General features: G+C 66.6%; 18 protein-coding genes. All 18 read right to left on the reverse strand.

Annotated features, from left to right (window positions below):
• Positions 1–49: 49 nt before the first annotated feature.
• Positions 50–865 carry a hypothetical protein gene (locus F3N42_RS10355; protein ID WP_150864405.1) on the reverse strand — a complete coding sequence of 272 codons (816 nt, stop codon included), beginning with the start codon at positions 863–865 and terminating at the stop codon, positions 50–52.
• Entirely contained in the window at positions 862–1,449 is a 588-nt protein-coding gene (gene gspM / locus F3N42_RS10360) for a type II secretion system protein GspM (protein ID WP_150864406.1), read from the reverse strand. Before gspM ends, F3N42_RS10355 begins: the two co-directional genes overlap by 4 nt.
• Positions 1,449–2,567, reverse strand: coding sequence for a PilN domain-containing protein (locus F3N42_RS10365; RefSeq protein ID WP_150864407.1), 1,119 nt, complete (start codon positions 2,565–2,567; stop codon positions 1,449–1,451). The genes gspM and F3N42_RS10365 overlap by 1 nt, the downstream gene beginning before the upstream one ends.
• A gap of 6 nt (positions 2,568–2,573) precedes the next feature.
• Entirely contained in the window at positions 2,574–3,470 is an 897-nt protein-coding gene (locus tag F3N42_RS10370; protein WP_150864408.1) for a type II secretion system minor pseudopilin, read from the reverse strand.
• Entirely contained in the window at positions 3,470–4,258 is a 789-nt protein-coding gene (locus F3N42_RS10375; protein WP_150864409.1) for a prepilin-type N-terminal cleavage/methylation domain-containing protein, read from the reverse strand. The genes F3N42_RS10370 and F3N42_RS10375 overlap by 1 nt, the downstream gene beginning before the upstream one ends.
• Positions 4,255–4,680 carry a type IV pilus modification PilV family protein gene (locus F3N42_RS10380; protein WP_150864410.1) on the reverse strand — a complete coding sequence of 142 codons (426 nt, stop codon included), beginning with the start codon at positions 4,678–4,680 and terminating at the stop codon, positions 4,255–4,257. The genes F3N42_RS10375 and F3N42_RS10380 overlap by 4 nt, the downstream gene beginning before the upstream one ends.
• The gene (locus F3N42_RS10385) at positions 4,677–5,141 is read right to left on the reverse strand and encodes a GspH/FimT family pseudopilin (protein ID WP_150864411.1); all 465 of its coding nucleotides are present in this window, start codon (positions 5,139–5,141) and stop codon (positions 4,677–4,679) included. Before F3N42_RS10385 ends, F3N42_RS10380 begins: the two co-directional genes overlap by 4 nt.
• Before the next feature lie 19 nt (positions 5,142–5,160).
• Positions 5,161–5,586: a type II secretion system major pseudopilin GspG gene (gene gspG, locus F3N42_RS10390; RefSeq protein WP_150864412.1), complete on the reverse strand. Its 426-nt coding sequence runs from the start codon at positions 5,584–5,586 to the stop codon at positions 5,161–5,163.
• A 186-nt stretch (positions 5,587–5,772) separates the two neighbouring features.
• Positions 5,773–6,984: a type II secretion system F family protein gene (locus tag F3N42_RS10395; protein WP_150864413.1), complete on the reverse strand. Its 1,212-nt coding sequence runs from the start codon at positions 6,982–6,984 to the stop codon at positions 5,773–5,775.
• Positions 6,984–8,738 carry a type II secretion system ATPase GspE gene (gene gspE, locus F3N42_RS10400; RefSeq protein ID WP_150864414.1) on the reverse strand — a complete coding sequence of 585 codons (1,755 nt, stop codon included), beginning with the start codon at positions 8,736–8,738 and terminating at the stop codon, positions 6,984–6,986. Before gspE ends, F3N42_RS10395 begins: the two co-directional genes overlap by 1 nt.
• A 68-nt stretch (positions 8,739–8,806) precedes the next feature.
• Positions 8,807–9,418, reverse strand: coding sequence for an exosortase H-associated membrane protein (locus tag F3N42_RS10405; RefSeq protein ID WP_150864415.1), 612 nt, complete (start codon positions 9,416–9,418; stop codon positions 8,807–8,809).
• Between the two features lie 3 nt (positions 9,419–9,421).
• Positions 9,422–13,300 carry a phosphoribosylformylglycinamidine synthase gene (gene purL, locus F3N42_RS10410; protein WP_224784852.1) on the reverse strand — a complete coding sequence of 1,293 codons (3,879 nt, stop codon included), beginning with the start codon at positions 13,298–13,300 and terminating at the stop codon, positions 9,422–9,424.
• Positions 13,301–13,410: 110 nt separating this feature from the next.
• A complete protein-coding gene (locus tag F3N42_RS10415) occupies positions 13,411–14,151 on the reverse strand; it encodes a DsbC family protein (protein WP_150864416.1) in 741 nt (246 codons plus the stop codon).
• Positions 14,152–14,233: 82 nt separating this feature from the next.
• Positions 14,234–15,142, reverse strand: a complete 909-nt coding sequence (gene xerD, locus F3N42_RS10420; protein ID WP_150864417.1) for a site-specific tyrosine recombinase XerD — start codon at positions 15,140–15,142, stop codon at positions 14,234–14,236.
• An 18-nt stretch (positions 15,143–15,160) separates the two neighbouring features.
• Entirely contained in the window at positions 15,161–16,450 is a 1,290-nt protein-coding gene (locus F3N42_RS10425) for a tetratricopeptide repeat protein (RefSeq protein WP_150864418.1), read from the reverse strand.
• Positions 16,451–16,453: 3 nt separating this feature from the next.
• Entirely contained in the window at positions 16,454–17,086 is a 633-nt protein-coding gene (locus F3N42_RS10430) for an energy transducer TonB (RefSeq protein WP_150864419.1), read from the reverse strand.
• Between the two features lie 2 nt (positions 17,087–17,088).
• Entirely contained in the window at positions 17,089–17,493 is a 405-nt protein-coding gene (locus tag F3N42_RS10435) for an ExbD/TolR family protein (protein ID WP_150864420.1), read from the reverse strand.
• A 15-nt stretch (positions 17,494–17,508) separates the two neighbouring features.
• Complete coding sequence (locus F3N42_RS10440; protein ID WP_150864421.1) at positions 17,509–18,033, reverse strand: MotA/TolQ/ExbB proton channel family protein; 525 nt, start codon at positions 18,031–18,033, stop codon at positions 17,509–17,511.

An 18,033-nucleotide genomic window follows, 5' to 3' on the forward strand; every position in this document is an offset into this window, starting at 1 on the left:
ACCCCCACGGTGCGTGCTCTGGCGGAGGGTCACTCGGCGTTGTCGGGTGTTATTCATTTTCATCGGACTGTTCACTATCAGTGTTATTCCTGTTGATCATCGCCCGCATCGCGTCCTGGTACTGGTTGCGATGGGCTTCGCGGCGATCGGCTTCTGTTTCGGCTTCCTGCTCGGCTTCCTGGCGCAGCTGCTCACGGCGCTCTGCGATGCGCTGGCGGATCTCCTCGGCGCGCGACAGGCGCTCACCGTCTTCGGTGGGCTCGCCTTCTTCCGGCGGCAGCTCCATGCCCGGGATCGCGCGCTGTTCCAGTTCCGGTGGCGCCTCGATCACGGTGTCGTAGACCGACAGGTCCAGGCTGAAGGTCTCGCCGCGGGCCGAGGCCAGCTCGACGCTGCGCGCGCCCACCGACTCCACTTTCCAGCCCACGTAGGCCTGGTCTTCGAGCGGGGCACCAATTTGGGTGACGACCGACTCGCCGCCCTTGGTGGGTGTCAGCGAGACGTAGGACTGCTCGGGCGTGATGACGACGCCGGTCAGGCGGACGTCGGGGCGGTTGGCCACTTCGGAGGCCAGGGCTTCCACCGGCTCTTCGACGTCTTCGCCCTCGATCACTTCGATGGTTTCCGGCCGCCGCGTCTCGTTGAACAGCGGGCGGTCGTTGATGACCTGGTATTCATCGCGGTCGCCCAGCACCAGGCCGGTGGTATCCGGGGTGACCGGTGTCGCCAGTTCGTCGGCGTCGGGGTCGATGTCCACGGAACCCGGGCCGCTCCAGGCCAGGCCCAGCACCAGGGCGATGGCGACCAGCAGGCCGCAGAAGCCGGCCAGCGCCAGGCCGACGGGATTGTTCTCGGCCCAGCTCATGATTTCAGGTACCCGGACATGTTGAAGCGCACATCCATGGGCTGCGCCACCTCGGTCACCTGGCCACCGACGCGGCGGCGGGTGCGCGGGCGGATGATGTTGAGGTCATCGATCAGCACCATCGGCACCTCGGATTCGAGCCGGTACAGCACCCGGATGAGATCATCGCCGTCGCATCGCATGCGGACGTTGACCGTGACCCGCTGGAATCGTTCCTGCACACGCGGGCGGATGGGTTGCTGGCTGACGACGTGGCAGCCACCCTCGGCCTCGGCGCTGACCAGCTGGCCCAGGCGCTGCGACATCGCCGCCGCGGCCTCGTTGAACCCGCCTTCGGCCAGGAACAGCTCGGCGTCATCACGCGAAGCGCGGATGTCCGCCAGCTGCGCGACCAGCGTGTCGTGCTGTCCGGCCACGGCCTGGAAACGGCCGAGCTGGTTGCGCAGGCCGTCGAGTTCCTCGGCGTAGGCCATGTGGCGCTTCACGAACCAGTGAAAACCCAGCATGTAGGCCAGGATCAACGTGATCAGCAGCAGCAGGACCGCGGTCAGCTTGCCGTTCTGTTGGTCGGAGGTGAGCTGCATCAGCCGTCGGCCCCCAGTTCGAGGGTCGCGCGCAGGTCGAAGATTTCCTTGCCGCTGCGGTTGTCGTAGCGGGTCGACCCGCGGAATGCGCTTTCACCAAACATGGCCGAGCCGTTCACCACTTCGATCAGTTGCTGGGCATTGTCGGACTTGCCCTGCAGTTGAAGGTTTCCTTCCCAGGCCCGGAAACGGTCGAGGAAGGTGTCGTCGGGCACAATGCGCGTGACCTCCGCCAGCACGGCCACGGATGGCGGGTTCTCGGCACGTCGGCTGGCCATGAAACCGGCGGCCTCGGCGGCGTCCTCGATCTGCGCGCGGATGTTCTGCACGCGCCGGGCCTCGACACGGACCTCGTCGATGGCCTCGGTGACCTGCTCGACCTGGTGCTGGCGCAGCCACAATGACTGCAGCATCACGGCCACCAGCAGCGCCACGGCGCCCAGCGCCAGCAGCAGGTTCATGCGCGCCTTGCGGTTGACCACGCGATGGCGCTGTTCCAGCGGCAGCAGGTTGACCCCCACGGGGCGGCCGTCCTGCTCGACGTCGACACCGCTGGGCGGCACACCGCGCGCGGCCAGCACCCGCAGGCTGGCGTCGACGATGCCGCGCGGCGCCAGCAGCAGCTCGGCGCGCAGCTGCGCCTTTTCGCGGTCACGCTCAAGAATGCGGTAATCGAAATAGACATCGCCGGCCTTGAACGGCGTGTTGCGGTCCATTTCAAACGCCAGCGCCTGGCGCAGGTTGGCCTCGGTGGCCAGCGGCATGGTGACGGTCTTGGTGAGCACGTCACCGCCGTCCAGCAGCAGGTCACGATGGGCCTCGTCCAGCTCGCGCGCCTGCAGCAGGTCGGCGATCTGCTGCTGTTGCAGCCCGGCGTCCTGCTCCAGCGAGTAATTTTCCAGCGGCGTGATGCTGCCGGCCTCGAACCAGGCCACGTCGAGCGTGCCGTCGTCCAGGCGCAGCACGACCTTGCCCTGGGCGTGCGACAGGCGCGCCTGCAGGGCTTGCGGAAGCAGGCCGCGCAGTTCCGCGCCCCACCAGTTCAGGAATTGGCCGAAGCGACTGGTCTGAAGACGCAGCCGCCAGTTCTCAAGCCGGGTTTGCAATGCCGATGCCATCGATGCTCACTTCTGGAAGCCTTCTTTCCAGCGCAGGATACGGAATGGCCGGCCGGACGGCCCGCCGCCCAGGCGGATGGTGGCTTCTATTTGGTCCCACACGCCATTGGGCATGGTCGCCTTGACGCGAATACTATACGTCAGGCCCCTTCCCTGCGCCATGATGGGCTGGCCGTTTGGCAAGGTCATTGCCGACAGGTCAGCCATGTCCGTCGACCGCCGGTTCTGGACGAAGTTCCAGGCGTCCTCGGCCGACATGTCCGCCAGGGCCATCAGCGCCTCGGGCGGTGCGTAGGCCAGTTCCGGCAGGTCGGTGTTGGAAAACACCGAGATCCCCGGCTCCATTTTGCGGAACAGTTCATACGGCATGCCGATGACTTGCAGCAGTTCCTCCGGCAGCATGAAATCGCGGTTGGCCGGGATCACGGCCAGGCCGGCGGATTCGTAGGTGGGCGCCTCGGCGCCATCCACCCGCTCGACGTCGTCGTCGTCGCGCCAGTCCATGACCGCGGCGGCCAGTGGCCCCGCCTGGGCCGGGTCCAGGCCGTTGTTGATGAACAGCGTCTCGAGCATGGCCTCGTCGGCCATGTTGATATCCAGCTTGCCGCGCTCGTCGGTGATCAGCGTCTCGATGATCACGCCATTCATCTGGGTGCGATAGGCGCGCCCATCGGTGACCGGGCGCTCGGCGTCATCGGGGTCGCGCAGGCGCACGGCGGCCAGGTGCAGGCCCGCCTCGGCCCACATGCGCGCCTGGGTACCAGACAGCAACTGGTTGGCCTCGAGCTGGTCCATGCGCGCCATCAGTGCGAAGGCGCCGGTGGTGACCGTCAGCAGCACCAGGATCCACAGCACCAGCACCAGGGCGATGCCCCGCTGCCGCGCCTGGCCGAAGGCGGCCATCAGTCCTGGTCTCCCCCGCGACGGCGGATCATGTCGCGAATGATGTCCTGGTAATCCTGCCGCGACTCGGCGCCGCCCACAGCCAGCGGGTCCAGCCGCGGCGAGGCGTACAGTGTCGGCCAGCTGACCTTGGCGCCGTCGGCATAGACCACGTCCATGCGCACCAGCAGCGGCAGCGTATCGATCATCTGCCAGTCGGCCACCCACTGGCCGGCGACTTCGCCCTCGGCCAGGTCCGCGGCGGACTCGTTGTCCCGCAGGTTGGCGCGTACACCCACGGCCTCGGCCGGCTCCAGGTATTCAAAATGCACGGACTCGAGCCCATCCAGCAGGACCACGGGGTCGCGCAGGAACAGGTTGTCCGGCTCGAAATTCTCCAGCACGGCATGGCGGAAGGTCAGCGCCATGCCGTTCTCGCCCGGCTCCAGTTCGATGTACTGGACCTGCGGCCCGCCGGTGCCCAGGTAGCCCGGCATGGGGCCGACAAACTGGATGGATTCCGGCGTCCCGGTCATGACCTGGCGCAGTTCCTCGTCCGGGCCATCGGCCTCGACCATGTAGGGCAACGGCAGCATCAGGCTGAACTGGCGGCGGATGAACTGGTGGGTAATGCGCAGGCGGCTGCTTTCCTCCAGCTGCGCCTGGCCGCTCTCGGTCGCGCGCGTGGCCGCACGCATGCCGCCATAGGCCAGCGCCAGCAGCAGGCTCATCATCGTGATGGCCAGCAGCAACTCGACCAGCGTGAAGCCGGATGCGCGGTGATGCAGGATAAGCGCTCGCCTCGTCACTGGATCGCCGCCTCCATGACCGCGCGCAGCGTGGTGAACTGCGCGTGCCGCGAGCGCAGGCCGTCACCCCACTCCAGGTGCAGGTCGACCCAGAACAGCAGTGTGCCCTCGCCCTGGGCGACCTCCATGATGCGGGGGTCGTCATCCATGGGCTCGAAGTCGAAGACATCGACGGTCCAGCGGAAGCCGTCGTCGGTCTCGCCCTGGTAGCCGCCGGGCGCCAGCGGGATCTCGGTGCCCACCAGTTCCATGATCGACTGCGCCGTCAGCGCGGCTTCCGAATAGTCACGCGCCCGCACGGTGCTGCGCACCGAGCCGCCGACGATTTCCAGCACCGTGGCGAAGCTGAGCGCGAAAATCACGAACGCCAGCAGGACTTCAAGCAGCGTGAAGCCGGATTGTTGTTGCCGCGACCGCATCATTCGGGGATGTCCAGGCTGGCCTCGCCGGTCAGCCAGGCCACGTTGACCACGTACAGGCGGTCGTTGACCGACAGGTCGATACGCCCGCCCGTCGAGCCGCCATCGGGGAAGAAGCGGATGCCGCCAACCTGGTCATCCATGACCTCGGAACGCGCCGTGGTGAGCTGGATCTCGATGCCCTCAGGCAGGGTCACGGGCTTGCGCCCGGGCGCCAGGTAGCTGCGCTCTTCCAGGTTGACCTCGAAGCGGTTCTCTTCCTTTTTGATGATCGACTGGGTGCGGGTGTATCGCAGCGCCGCGACCATCTTGCGTGCCGCCTGGCGCTGCTCCGCGCCGGTGATGCTGCGCGACATCGATGTCGCGACCAGGCCCATCACCAGCGCCGCGATGACCATCACCACCACCAGTTCCACCAGCGTGAAACCGCGCTGCCGCGCGCCGGTCGGAAGGTGATTGTTCATGCGCGTTTATCCCGGGTGGTTATTCCCAGGAAGTGATGTCCGCGTTGTTGCCGTCGCCACCCTGCTGGCCGTCGGCGCCAAACGAGTAGATGTCGAAGTCGCCATGCTCGCCCGGGCTGCGGAACTGGTATTCACGCCCCCAGGGATCCTTCAGCAGCGAGGCCTTGACGTAGGGCCCGTTCCAGCCACTCGCGCTGGACGGCTCATTGACCAGGTCTTCCAGTGAGTCCGGCGTGGAGCCGGTATCCAGGTAGAAAGTCTCCACCGACATCGACAGCCGGCTGATCTGTGACGATGCCGCGCGCACCTTGGCGCCCTCGGCCTTGCCGATAATGCCCGGCAGCACCAGGCCCGCGATCAGCGCCAGGATCACCAGCACCAGCAGCAGTTCGACAAGCGTGAAACCGGCCGCCGTGGCGGGCATTCGCTTAATTCGTTTGTTCATGTTCAGACTTCCTTTTTGTGACGCGCTACGTGTGATGCGTGACGAGCGCTGGGAGGCTGGTGACGCGTGACGCGTGACGCGTGACTTAAAGACATTGTTGCTTGCGAGGTTTTCATCATTTCTTAAACGTTCATCATTGCTTCCAAGCCCTATGTCGGCTGCCTGTTACGCGTTACGCGTCACGCGTCACCCGACGAGGTCGTTGACGCTGAGGATGGCCAGCAGCACCGACAGGACGATGGTGCCGATCATCACCGCCAATAATAATGTCACGACCGGCGTGAATACCGACAACAGGCGGTCGATGGTGTTCCGTACCTCGCGGTCGTAGGTGTCGGCCACCTTGAGCAGCATGCTATCGAGCTGGCCGGTTTCCTCGCCGACGCTGATCATCTGCAGCGCCAGGCGCGGGAAGTTGCCGGCCTTGGCCAGGTTTCGCGCCAGGCCGCCACCGGTCTTGACCTCGCGGGCGGCCTCTTCGACCTCGGTGCGCAACTGGCTGTTGCCGACCACTTTGCCGCCGATGGACATGGCTGACAGCAACGGTACGCCGTTGACCAGCAGCGTGCCCAGTGTCCGGGCCAGGCGCGCGGTTTCCAGCTTGCCAATCAAGTCGCCGATCCAGCGCGTACCCAGCACGCGCGTGTCCCACTTCATCTTCTTTTCCGGGTCGGCGAGCATGCGCCGGAACAGCACCACGGCCAACACGGTGATGCCGATCAGGCCCCACCAGAAGTTCTGCAGCACCCCGCCTACCGCAAGGACCATCCTGGTGATCATCGGCATGTCGCCGCCGAGCTCCTCGAAGATGGGCGTGAACTGCGGGATCACGTAGACCAACAGCAGGATCAGCGAGCCGGCCGCCAGCAGGATCAGCAGGATCGGGTAAATCAGCGCCGAGATCACGGCGTCGCGCAGTTCGCGTGAGCGCTCGATGTAATCGGACAGGCGCTCCAGCGTCGCGTCCAGCGTGCCGCCCAGCTCGCCGGCGCGGACCATGTTGATATAGAGCCGGCCGAAGGCACCGTGCTGGGCCTCCAGCGCGTCCGACAATGAACCGCCGCCACGCACGCGGTCGCGGATATCGCCAACGGTGCGCTTCACGCGCTCGGACTCGGTGAGGTCAAACAGCACGCCCAGCGAGCGATCCAGCGGCAGGCCGGCGGCCAGCAGCGTGGAGAGTTGCTGGGTGAACTCCATGACCTCGCGGCCGCTCATGCCGCGGCGGCCCATGCGCAGCCGCGACAGGCTGAAGCCCTGCCCGGCCAGCTTTGCGTTCAGCGGGATGTTGCCGGCTTCCTGCAGCTTGGCGATCACCATTTCCTGGCTGATCGCCTCCATTTCGCCCTGCACGGTCTCGCCGGTGGGCGATACGGCCTTGTACTCAAAAAGCGGCATCAGGCTTCCTGGGTGACCCGCAGCACTTCTTCAATGGTCGTGACGCCCTTCAGGCATTTCAGCAGGCCATCCTGGTACATGGTGCGCATGCCCTCGCTGCGCGCCTGGTTCAGCAGCTCGCCGGAAGTCGCGTGCTGCATGACCATGCGCCGCAGCGGGTCGGTCATGCGGATCAGTTCGACGATCGCCTGGCGGCCGAAGTAGCCGGTGGGTCGCTCGGCGCTGGGCACCGGCTTGTACACGCGGTACGGGCCTCCGGGCACCAGTTCCGCCAGGCCCAGTTCTTCCGCCACTTCCGGCAGCAGCTCGACCGCTTCGCGGTGTTCAGGGTTCAACGTGCGCACCAGGCGCTGGGCCATGATGGCGTTGACGGTCGAGGTCAGCAGGTAGTCATCCACGCCCATGTCGAGCATACGGGTCACGCCGCTGGCGGCGTCGTTGGTATGCAGCGTGGACAACACCAGGTGACCGGTGAGCGCGGACTGGATGGCGATACGCGCGGTTTCCAGGTCACGCATTTCGCCGATCATGATGACGTCAGGGTCCTGTCGCACGATGGCGCGCAGGGCGCTGGCGAAGTCGAGCCCGATGGACGACTTGGCCTGGATCTGGTTGATGCCCTCGAGCTGGTACTCCACCGGGTCTTCGACGGTGATGATTTTGCGCTCGGGCGTATTGATCTGGTTCAGCGCCGTGTACAGCGTGGTGGTCTTACCGGAGCCGGTCGGGCCGGTGACCAGGATGATGCCGTGCGGCATTTCCAGCGCGTGGATGAATTCGTCGCGGGTCTTTTCCTCAAAGCCCAGGGCGTCGAAATCGAGCACGATGGATTCGCGGTCGAGGATACGCATGACCACGCTCTCGCCGTGCGAGGTGGGCACGGTGGACACACGCAGGTCCAACTCCTTGCCCTGCACGCGGTGCATGATGCGGCCGTCCTGCGGCAGGCGCCGCTCGGCGATGTTCAGGCTGGCCATGATCTTGACGCGCGAGATCACCGCGGCGGTGGAACTGGCCGGTGGCGATTCCACTTCCTGCAGCACACCATCCACGCGGTAGCGCACTTTCAGGCGGTTCTCGAACGGCTCGATATGGATATCGGAGGCGCGTGCTTCCACCGCGCGCTGCATGATCAGGTTCACCAGGCGGATGACCGGTGCCTCGGAGGCCAGGTCGCGCAGGTGCTCGACGTTCTCCAGGTCCTCGCCTTCGCCGCCCAGGCTCTCGACGATCTGGCCCATCTGGCTGCGGCCGCCGCCGTAGAGCTTCTCGATGCCGTTTTCGATTTCCGAGGCGATGCCGACACGCACGTCGATATGCTTGCCGCTGGCCATGCCCAGCGCCTTAAGGGCGAAGGCATCGCGCGGGTTGGCCATCACCACGGTCATGGCGTCATCGTCGGCGGCGATGGGCAACAGCAGGTTCTGCTTCATGTAGCGCACCGAGAGGTCACCGATTTCCGGGGTTTCCTCGGGGAAGTCAGACTGCATCACCAGCGGCAGGTCGAGCAGCTTTGACTCGGCCTCGGCGACGTCACGCTCGGACGCCAGGCCCAGCCGCACCAGCAACGAGACCAGTTCGCCACCGTGCTGGTCGCGATAGGCGACGGCGCGCTTGAGGTCGTTGTCGCGCAGGCGGCCGCTGTCCAGCAACTGCTGGCAGACCGGGTCCACCGGCGCCCGGGTGGCCGCGGGTTCGGTCACCGCGACGGCATCGTCGGTGGTGGTCTCGGTGGGCTCTGTCGGTGTTTCCATCATCGCATTATACGGCTGTCGCCATCATGTCCCGCTACTGACCGCCCGCGCGCGCGTCGGTTCCACGTTCATTTCGCCGGTGCGGCGCGAATGAAGCGCTCGATCTCTGTCCGGCTGCCCAGCACCCAGACAATCACGGGCGCCAGCGCCGGCAGGATCAGCGCCCCCAGTTGATAGCACAGGGCGATGACCGATTCGGACATGCCGGTAGCCAGCACGGCCTGCTGCGCGGCGCCGCCGAAGCTGAACACCATCGTCTTCAGGCTCTCCCAGAACACGCCCCAGGCCTGCACCCCGGTGATCGCCACCCAGCCGACCAGCAGCACCACCAGCTTGTGGCGCAGCGCCTGGTCGGTGGCCATGATCAGGCCGAACAGCAGCGGCAGGCCGTAGCCGTAGACCAGCGGGTTGACGATGAAGCCCAGCGGGCCGGTGCTGCCGTCGGGAAAGGTGAACGGCACGCGCGTCTGCACCTGGAACAGGTAGTGCTTGTCCGGGTTCGGGATGATGTTGTAGAAGGCGTCGCCCAGCAGTGCCGACAGCCCCTGCCCCGCCAGCCAGCGCGCCGGGGCGCCGTGGAAGGCCGACAGGTAGTACCAGATCATGAAGCCGAACAGCATCCACAGCGCGGCCAGGATCAGCAGCTCGCCCAGTCGCATGGGCGCCTTGTCGCCGGTCAAGACTCAGCCCACCCAGGCCCGCGCGTTGCGGAACATGCGTTGCCACGGCGAGGTCTCCGACCACTGCGACGGCGCCCACGAGAAGTTGACGTTGCGCAGCGTGCGCTCCGGGTGCGGCATCATCACCGTGACCCGGCCATCGGTATTGCACAGGCCGGTGATGCCCAGCGGCGAGCCGTTCGGGTTGCGCGGGTAGGTCGCGGCCGGCAGGCCGGTGACACCGGAGTAGCGCAGCGCCACGGGCGCGGTCATCGGGTCGATGGCGCCGAAATCGGCGCGGCCTTCGCCGTGCGCGGTGGCCACCGGCAACAGGCTGCCCTCCATGCCGGCGAAGAACAGCGACGGCGAGGATTCCACGCGCACCAGGCTGAGCCGGGCCTCGAACTGCTCGGACTCGTTGCGCACGAAATCCGGCCAGGCCTGGGTGCCGGGGATGATCTCCCGCAGGGCCGACAGCGCCTGGCAGCCATTGCACACCCCCAGGGCGAAGCGCTCTTCGTTGGCGAAGAAAGCCTCAAACCGGGCGCGCATCGGTGCGTTGAACAGGATCGACTTGGCCCAGCCACGGCCGGCGCCAAGCACGTCACCGTAGGAGAAACCGCCGCAGGCGACCAGGCCGCTGAAGCCGTCCAGCGACTGGCGCCCCGCGGCCAGGTCCGACATGTGCACGTCGACCGACTCGAAACCGGCCAGGTGGAATGCGGCCGCCATCTCGACATGGCCGTTCACACCCTGCTCGCGCAGGATGGCCACGCGTGGTCGCGCGCCCGTGTTGACCATGGGCGCGGCCGGGTTGTCATCCAGGTCGAAGGTCAGCGCCGGCGCCAGCAGGGGCAGGTCCCACTCCTGCAGGGCAACGTATTCCTGGTCCGCGCAGCGCGGGTTGTCGCGCACGCGCTGGACCTCGTGACTGGTCTCGGCCCAGGCCTTCAGCAGCTCGCCCAGGTCCTGTTCCAGTACCGTGTTCTCGCCATCGCGGATGACCAGTCGCTTGCCGGTGACCGGCGCGCCGATATCGTGCACCAGGCCGTCCAGGCCGGCGTCGCGGCAGCGGCCGATGACGGTGTCCAGGTCGGCTTCGCGCACCTGGATGACGGCGCCCAGTTCTTCGGCGAACAGGCGTGCGGTCAATGCCGCGCCATTGGCACCCAGGTCCAGGTCCAGGCCGCAGCGCGCGGCGAAGGCCATCTCGCACAGCGTGGCGGCCAGGCCGCCGTCGGAGCGATCGTGATAGGCCTGTAACAGGCCGTCGGCGGACAGCGACTGCACCAGGCCGAAAAAGGCCTTCAGGCGCGCCGCGTCGTCACAGTCGGGCACATCGTTACCAAAGCGGCCGTTGACCTGCGCCAGGATTGAACCGCCCAGGCGGTCCCTGCCGGCACCCAGGTCCAGCAGCAGCAGGCGGGTGGGCTCGCCGCCGGTATCCAGCTGCGGTGTCAGTGCGCGACGCGCGTCGGTGACTGGCGCGAAGGCCGTGGCCACCAGCGACACCGGTGACAGCATGCGCACTTCTTCACCGTCGCGCTCCCAGACCGTCTTCAGCGACAGCGAGTCCTTGCCCACCGGGATGGCAATGCCCAGCGCCGGGCACAGCTCCATGCCCACCGTGCGCACGGTGTCGAACAGCGTGGCGTCCTGGCCGGGCTCGCCGGCGGCCGCCATCCAGTTGGCGGAAATGCGGACATCGGACAGTTTTGCGATGGGCGCGGCGGCGATATTGGTGACCGCTTCGGCGATGGCCATGCGCCCGGAGGCCGGGCCGTCGACAATCGCCAGCGGGGAGCGCTCACCAATGGCCAGCGCTTCGCCCGAATACGACTCGAAACCGTTGACCGTGACCGCGGCATCGGCCACCGGCACCTGCCAGGGCCCGACCATCTGGTCGCGCGCGGTCAGGCCGCCCACGGTACGGTCGCCGATGGTGACCAGGAAGGCCTTGCTGCCCACGGCGGGGTGCCGCAGCACATCCGCCAGCGCGGTTGACGGGTCGATGGCGGTGGCGTCGAATTTGCCGCCGTCAAAGACCTGGCGGACCGCATCGCGATGCATGCGCGGCGCCTTGCCCAGGATCACCTTTAGCGGCACGTCAACGGGCGACTCGCCCAGCAGTTCGTCGGTGACGGCCAGGTGGCGCACCTCGGTGGCGTGGCCCAGCACGGCCACCGGGCAGCGCTCACGCTCGCACAGGGCCTGGAAGCGTTCCACGTCTTCGCCGCGCACGCCCAGCACGTAACGCTCCTGGGCCTCGTTGCACCAGATTTCCATCGGCGCCATGTCGGCGTCGGCATTGGGGATTCTGCGCAGTTCCAGTTCGCCGCCGCGCTCGCTGTCGTCCAGCAGTTCCGGCAGCGCGTTGGACAGGCCGCCGGCGCCGACATCGTGAATGGAGACAATCGGGTTGTCGTCACCCAGCGCCCAGCAGGCGTCGATGACTTCCTGGGCGCGGCGCTGCATTTCCGGGTTGCCGCGCTGCACCGAGGCGTAGTCCAGCTCGGAGGCGCTCTGGCCGCTGCCCATCGACGAGGCGGCGCCGCCGCCCAGACCGATCAGCATGGCCGGGCCACCCAGCACGATGACCGCGTCGCCGGGTGCGAGCGGGTGCTTCTCGACGTGCTGCGGGCGGATATTGCCCATGCCGCCGGCCAGCATGATGGGCTTGTGATAGCCCCACAGCTGCCCGCCGACCTCGGCCTCGAAGGTGCGGAAGTAGCCACCCAGCGCCGGGCGGCCGAATTCGTTGTTGAACGCCGCCGCGCCGATCGGCCCTTCGACCATGATGTCCAGCGCCGTGACGATGCGCTCCGGCTTACCCGAGTCGATTTCCCAGGCGCGCTTCTGGTTCGGCAGGTTCAGGTTGGACACCGTGAAGCCGGTCAGGCCGGCCTTGGGCTTGGCGCCGCGGCCGGTGGCGGCCTCATCGCGGATTTCGCCGCCGGAACCCGTGGCCGCGCCGGGGAATGGCGAGATCGCGGTCGGGTGGTTGTGGGTCTCGACCTTGATCTGGATCGCCACCGGTTCGGTGGTGAAACCGTAGACGTGGTCCTCGACGGCCGGGAAGAAACGCGCCGCTTCGGCGCCTGCAAGGACCGCGGAGTTGTCGTGGTAGGCCGACAGCACACCGTCCGGGCTGACCGCGTGGGTGTTGCGGATCATGCCAAACAGCGACATCGACTGTGGCTCGCCGTCCAGGGTCCAGTCGGCGTTGAAGATCTTGTGGCGGCAGTGCTCGGAGTTGGCCTGGGCGAACATCATCAGCTCGGCATCGCTGGGGTCGCGGCCGAGTTCGCCGTAGGCATTCACCAGGTAGTCGATCTCATCAAAGGACAGCGCCAGGCCCAGCTCGCCATTGGCGCGCGACAGCGCCTCGACGGTGGCTGGCACGCGCGCCAGCGGCCGCGGATTGGAGTGGCGGAACAGTTCACGCCCGGCGGCATGGCTGTCGAGCACGTCCTGGGTCATGCGGTCATGCAGGGCCGCGGCGATGTCATCGCGGTTGGCCGGCGTGGCAGCCTCGCCGCCAATGCGGAAGGCCACGCCGCGCTCGATGCGCTCGATGCCCGGCAGGCCACAGCCGCGGGCGATGTCGGTGGCCTTGGTCGACCACGGCGACAGCGTGCCCAGGCGCGGCACCACCAGCACCAGGCCGTCGTCATCACCCAGTGCCTCGGGCGCGCCCGCGTGCAGCAGGTCGCGCAGCTGGCCCAGGGTGTCGGCGGCCAGCGCGTCGGCGCTTTCGATGAAATAGACGAAATCCGCGGACAGGGTCAGCGCGTCGGTATCGGCTGGATCAAGGCCCAGTGAACGCAACGCGGCGCGGATAAATTTACGTTGCCGGAACCCGGAAATGGCGGGTTCGCCCGGCAGGCAGGTGAACTCTGGCAAGGAGTACTCTCCCGGTGAAGGTCGCCCGTGGCGACGGCCCAATCGAATGGGACGGGATTATACCGCCTGTAGCCGGCGTTGCCCGGTCCGGACAACGCCTGGCGGGAAAATTATTGCGCTGACGCGATCGCGTCCAGGCGCTCGCGCAGGTCCGCGGGGGACATGTAGCCCGGAATCAGTGCGCCGTCGGCGGTCAGCAGCGCCGGCGTACCGGTCACACCCACTTCACGGCCGAGCTCATATTGCGCCTCGATGGGGTTGTCGCACTGCTGCGGATCCGGCTCGTCGCCACCCTTGGCCAGGGTCAGTGCGGACTGCTGGTCGTCTGCACACCACACCGACACAAACTTCTCGTAGGAGTGGGAACCCACACCGGCTCGCGGGAAGGCCAGGTAATGAATGGCGATACCCTCGTCGTTGTAGGCCTCGATCTGGTCATGCAGCTTGCGGCAATAGCCGCAGTCAATATCGGTAAAGACCAGCAGGTCGTAGTCCGCGTCTTCGGGGCCGAAAGTGATCTGCTGCTTCGGATCCAGGTCCTGGATGAGCTCCTTGCGCAGTACCGACTTGGCCTCGTCGGTGACATTCATGCGCGTGTTCATGTTGAACATCGTGCCCTGCACCAGGTAAACGCCGTCACGCGAGACGTAGACGATCTCGTTGCCGATCTGTGCCTGCAACAGGCCCTCGATGGGCGTGTCCGACAGCGCGATGGAGGTGACGTTGGGCGCCAGCTCGCGGATCTTGGCTTCCACGGCCGCGAAATCGGTTTCTTCGGCCGCCAGCGCAGCCGGCGCCAGGGCGCAGGCGAACAGGGCGGCCATGCCCCGGGCTTTCATTGATTCAAACATGTCATTTTTCCGGAAGTTGATACGTGCCTTGCCTGCTTTGACCCGGCGCGCGGGGAAAGTTCCCCGGTGCAATCCGGCGGCCTCATCCCCTGGGATGGTGCTGCTGGTGCAGGCGCTTGAGCCCCTCGCGGGCGATGTGAGTATAAATCTGGGTGGTCGAAAGGTCACTATGGCCCAGCAGCAACTGCACCACGCGCAGGTCGGCGCCGTGGTTCAGCAGGTGCGTGGCGAATGAATGCCGGAGCCCGTGCGGTGAGATCGACGTGCCGATTCCTGCGGTCCGGGCGTGCGCCTTGACGCGGTGCCAGAACGATTGCCGCGTCATGCCGGCACGCCGGGCGGTGATGAACACTTCGGCCGGCACCGCGCCGCCGGCCAGCACCGGGCGCGAATCGGCCAGGTAGCGCTGCATCCAGCTGCGCGCCTCGTCGCCCAGCGGCACCAGGCGCTCCTTGCCACCCTTGCCCAGCACCCGCACGACGCCGCGCTCCAGGTTCATGCTGGCCTGCTGCAGCCCCACCAGTTCGGATACCCGCAGGCCGGTGGCGTACATCAGTTCCAGCATGGCGCGGTCGCGCAGGCCCAGCGGCGTGTCGCAGTCGGGCGCGGCCAGCAGCCGTTCGACCTGGTCCTCGGTCAGTGCCTTGGGCAGGCCACGGCCCACGCGGGGGCTGTCGATCAGTGCCGAGGGGTCCTCGTCCAGGCGCCGTTCGCGCACCAGCCAGCGATAGAACTGGCGGATGCCGGACAGGTGCCGGGTGACGGTGCGCGGGCTCAGGCCCGACTGCACCTGCGCGGCCAGGAAGGCCAGCAGCGCATCGCGACCGGCGGCCTGCAGCCCGGCCGTGCCACCGCTGCGCTGGCGCAGGAAAGCGGCCAGCTTGCGCAGGTCGCGGCGGTAGGCGTCGAGGGTGTTGGCGCTCAGGCCACGTTCGGCCCAGGCGGCGTCGAGAAAGGCCTCGATCAGCGGGTCATCGGGCCGGGTGTCAATAACGCGTAGCCGTGCCGGTCAGGACGCGGCGGCCTGCCGCGCCCGCTCCTGGCGCAGGTGGTTCATCCACTGCTGGGCGGCGTCACGGGTGCTGTCGTAACGGCCGGCGCGACCCCAATTGGTGCTGGCCTGGTCGTAGTTGCCCAGGTTGAACTGGGTCATACCCAGCATCAGGTAGGCGCGCCCGGTTTCCGTGTCGTTAAGGCCGCCCTTCTCCAGCGCGTTCGACAGCGCCTGCGAGGCCTCGTCCCAGCGCTCCATGTCGACCAGCAGGTAGCCGCGGCGAAGGTCGATCTCGCCGTCATCTGCCGCGGCGCCGGCCTGCTGGAAGGCGCCCAGGGCACGATCAAATTCTTCCGCGCTGTACCAGGTGTCACCGGCCAGGGTCCAGTAGCGCTCGGAGCCCTCGACAATGCCATCCTCAAGACCCTTCTGCAGCACCTGGGCCGCCTTGTAGGGCACATCCTGCATGGCGTAGAGATTGGCCAGCAGCAGGATATCGGCCTGCGTCGTCATCATGCCGCGGCGGTAGGCCAGCGCGCTCACCGACAGGGCCTTCGCGTTGTCCTGCAGCTGGATGTAGATATTGGACAACTGTAGCCAGTAGTCCTTCTTGTCCGGCCAGCCGGCCACGAGAATCTCGAGCGTCTCGGCCGCTTCGGGGTAGCGCTCCAGTTCGAACAGCGCCGCCAGCTTCAGTCGGTACCAGTCTTCCCTGGGCGCATCGCCCAGGCTGATGGCCTGGTCAATGGCCTCGACCACCCCGCCCCAGTCTTCCTTCTGCGCCAGGATGGAGGCCTTGAGCACGTAGGCGGTATCAACGCGCTTTTCTTCCGGCACCTTGCAGAACCACAGGTCCAGCGCGGCCAGCGCGTCGTCCAGGCGTTCCTGCATGAAGTACAGCTGCGCGATCTGGTACATCAGCGCGTAATGGGTCTCGTCCGGCAGGCCGTTCAGCTCGACGGCGCGCTCCATCTCGCGCAGCGCGGCATCGTAGTTGCCACGCGCCCACTCGGTCTGGCCCAGCGCCTGGCTGAGGATGGACTGGACATAGTCGCCGTTGGCGCGCCCTTTCAACCGGGTGAAGATCTCGTAGGCATCGTTGTAGCGCTCCTCGCCAACCAGCTCGTAGGCCTGCTCCAGCTGCCGGTAGGTCTGCTCGTTCAGGGCGCCTTGCTGCACATCACGCTTCTCGCCACAGGCGCCCACCTGGGCCTGCGCCGGGCCGGCCGGTACGGCGGCCAGCGCCACCAGCAGGGCCGTCAGCGGTGTAAACCGGGTTGCAATTCTGGTTGTGGTGTTGCTCATGGCCTATCCACCCAGATTGAAATCAATGGTGTAAGTGGCAACCCGCTCGACGGCCTGGCCATCGACCACGCGCGGCTTGAACTTCCATTTGAGGATGGCGCGCAGGGCCTCGCGGTTGAACACGCGGCGCGGTTCCGCCTCGATCACCCTGGGGCTCTTGACCGAGCCATCCGGCAGGATCGTGAACTCCAGTCGCACCCAGCCCTCGATGCCTTCGATGGCCGCTTCGCGGGGGTACTGCGGCTGGATCACCACCATCGGCACGGCGTCACCCTCGGCCGTCTTGTCAATCGTGCCGAAGTTGCCCAGGAACATGCCTTCGCCGCCCACCAGCGGGTTGTCCAGGCTGGGGATGTCGACATTGGGCATGTTCTGCACCACGGCCTGCGGCTTGCTCACCTCCATCTTGGGCGGTGGCGGCGGCTCTTCCGGCGGCGGTGGTGGTGGCGGCCGGCGGCGCTGGCGGGTGGTGACATCATCGGGGATGTCCACCGGCCCGAAGCGGATGCCGGCAATCGGGTCGAGCGCGTCGCGGGTGCCGTCACCGGACGACACCAGCTTGTACATGAAGATAAACAGGCCGAAGGTGACGGCGATGGCGCAAAGCGCCGCGACAGGTGTCCTGAGTGTTCCCATGATCAGTTACCCGGCGGCTCGGCGGAGATGGCGATGCCTTCGACACCGGCCAGCTTCACCTGGTCCATGACCTGGGTGACCACGCCGATACGCGAACCCTTGTCGGCAACGATCACAACGCTGCCCTCGGGGTTCTCGGCTTTCGCTCGTTCGACCATGGCGCGCACTTCGCGAACCTCCAGCTGGCGCTTGTTCATCCAGATATCGTCGTTAGGCCGTATGCCGATCAAAATGGTTCCCTGCTGGATGCGTTGCGACTGGTCCGCCTCCGGCTTGATGATCTCGGCACCGGTTTCCTTGGTGAACGAGGTGGTGACGATGAAGAAAATCAACATGATGAAGACGATGTCCAGCATCGGCGTGATGTTGATCTCGGTATCGTCTTCTCTGGCGTGCCTTCTGGCCACGTATCAGTCTCCGGGTCAGTGGTGCTGGAGGTGGTCTTCCAGCTCTTCGGTCGCCGTGGCGGCCTTGTGTTCCAGGAAGGTGCCGAAGTAAACGCCCGACAGCGCCGCGACCATGCCGGCCATGGTGGGCACGGTGGCCTTGGACACGCCCGCCGCCATGGCGCGGGCGTTGCCGGAACCGGAAAAGGTCATGACGTCAAATACCGACACCATGCCGGTGACCGTGCCGAGCAGGCCCAGCAGCGGGCAGATGGCGATCAGTGCCTTGATGACGCCGACATTACGCTTCAGCGCGATGTTGGCGCGCGAGATCAGTTCCTCGCGCACGCGCTTGGCGTACCACGACGTGGTGTCGGCGCGCTGCTCCCAGTCGCGGTAGATCTCGCGCACGTGCTTCGGATGAACGCGGTACACGAACCACAGCCGCTCCAGGATGAAGGTCCACATCAGGATCAGCGTCAGCGCAATGGCGTACAGCACATCGCCACCCAGGTCCATGAAGTCCCGGATGGAGGCAACGGCGTCGTAGAACCAGATCAT

This window comes from Marinihelvus fidelis, assembly GCF_008725655.1.
GTDB classification, from domain to species: domain Bacteria; phylum Pseudomonadota; class Gammaproteobacteria; order Xanthomonadales; family SZUA-36; genus Marinihelvus; species Marinihelvus fidelis.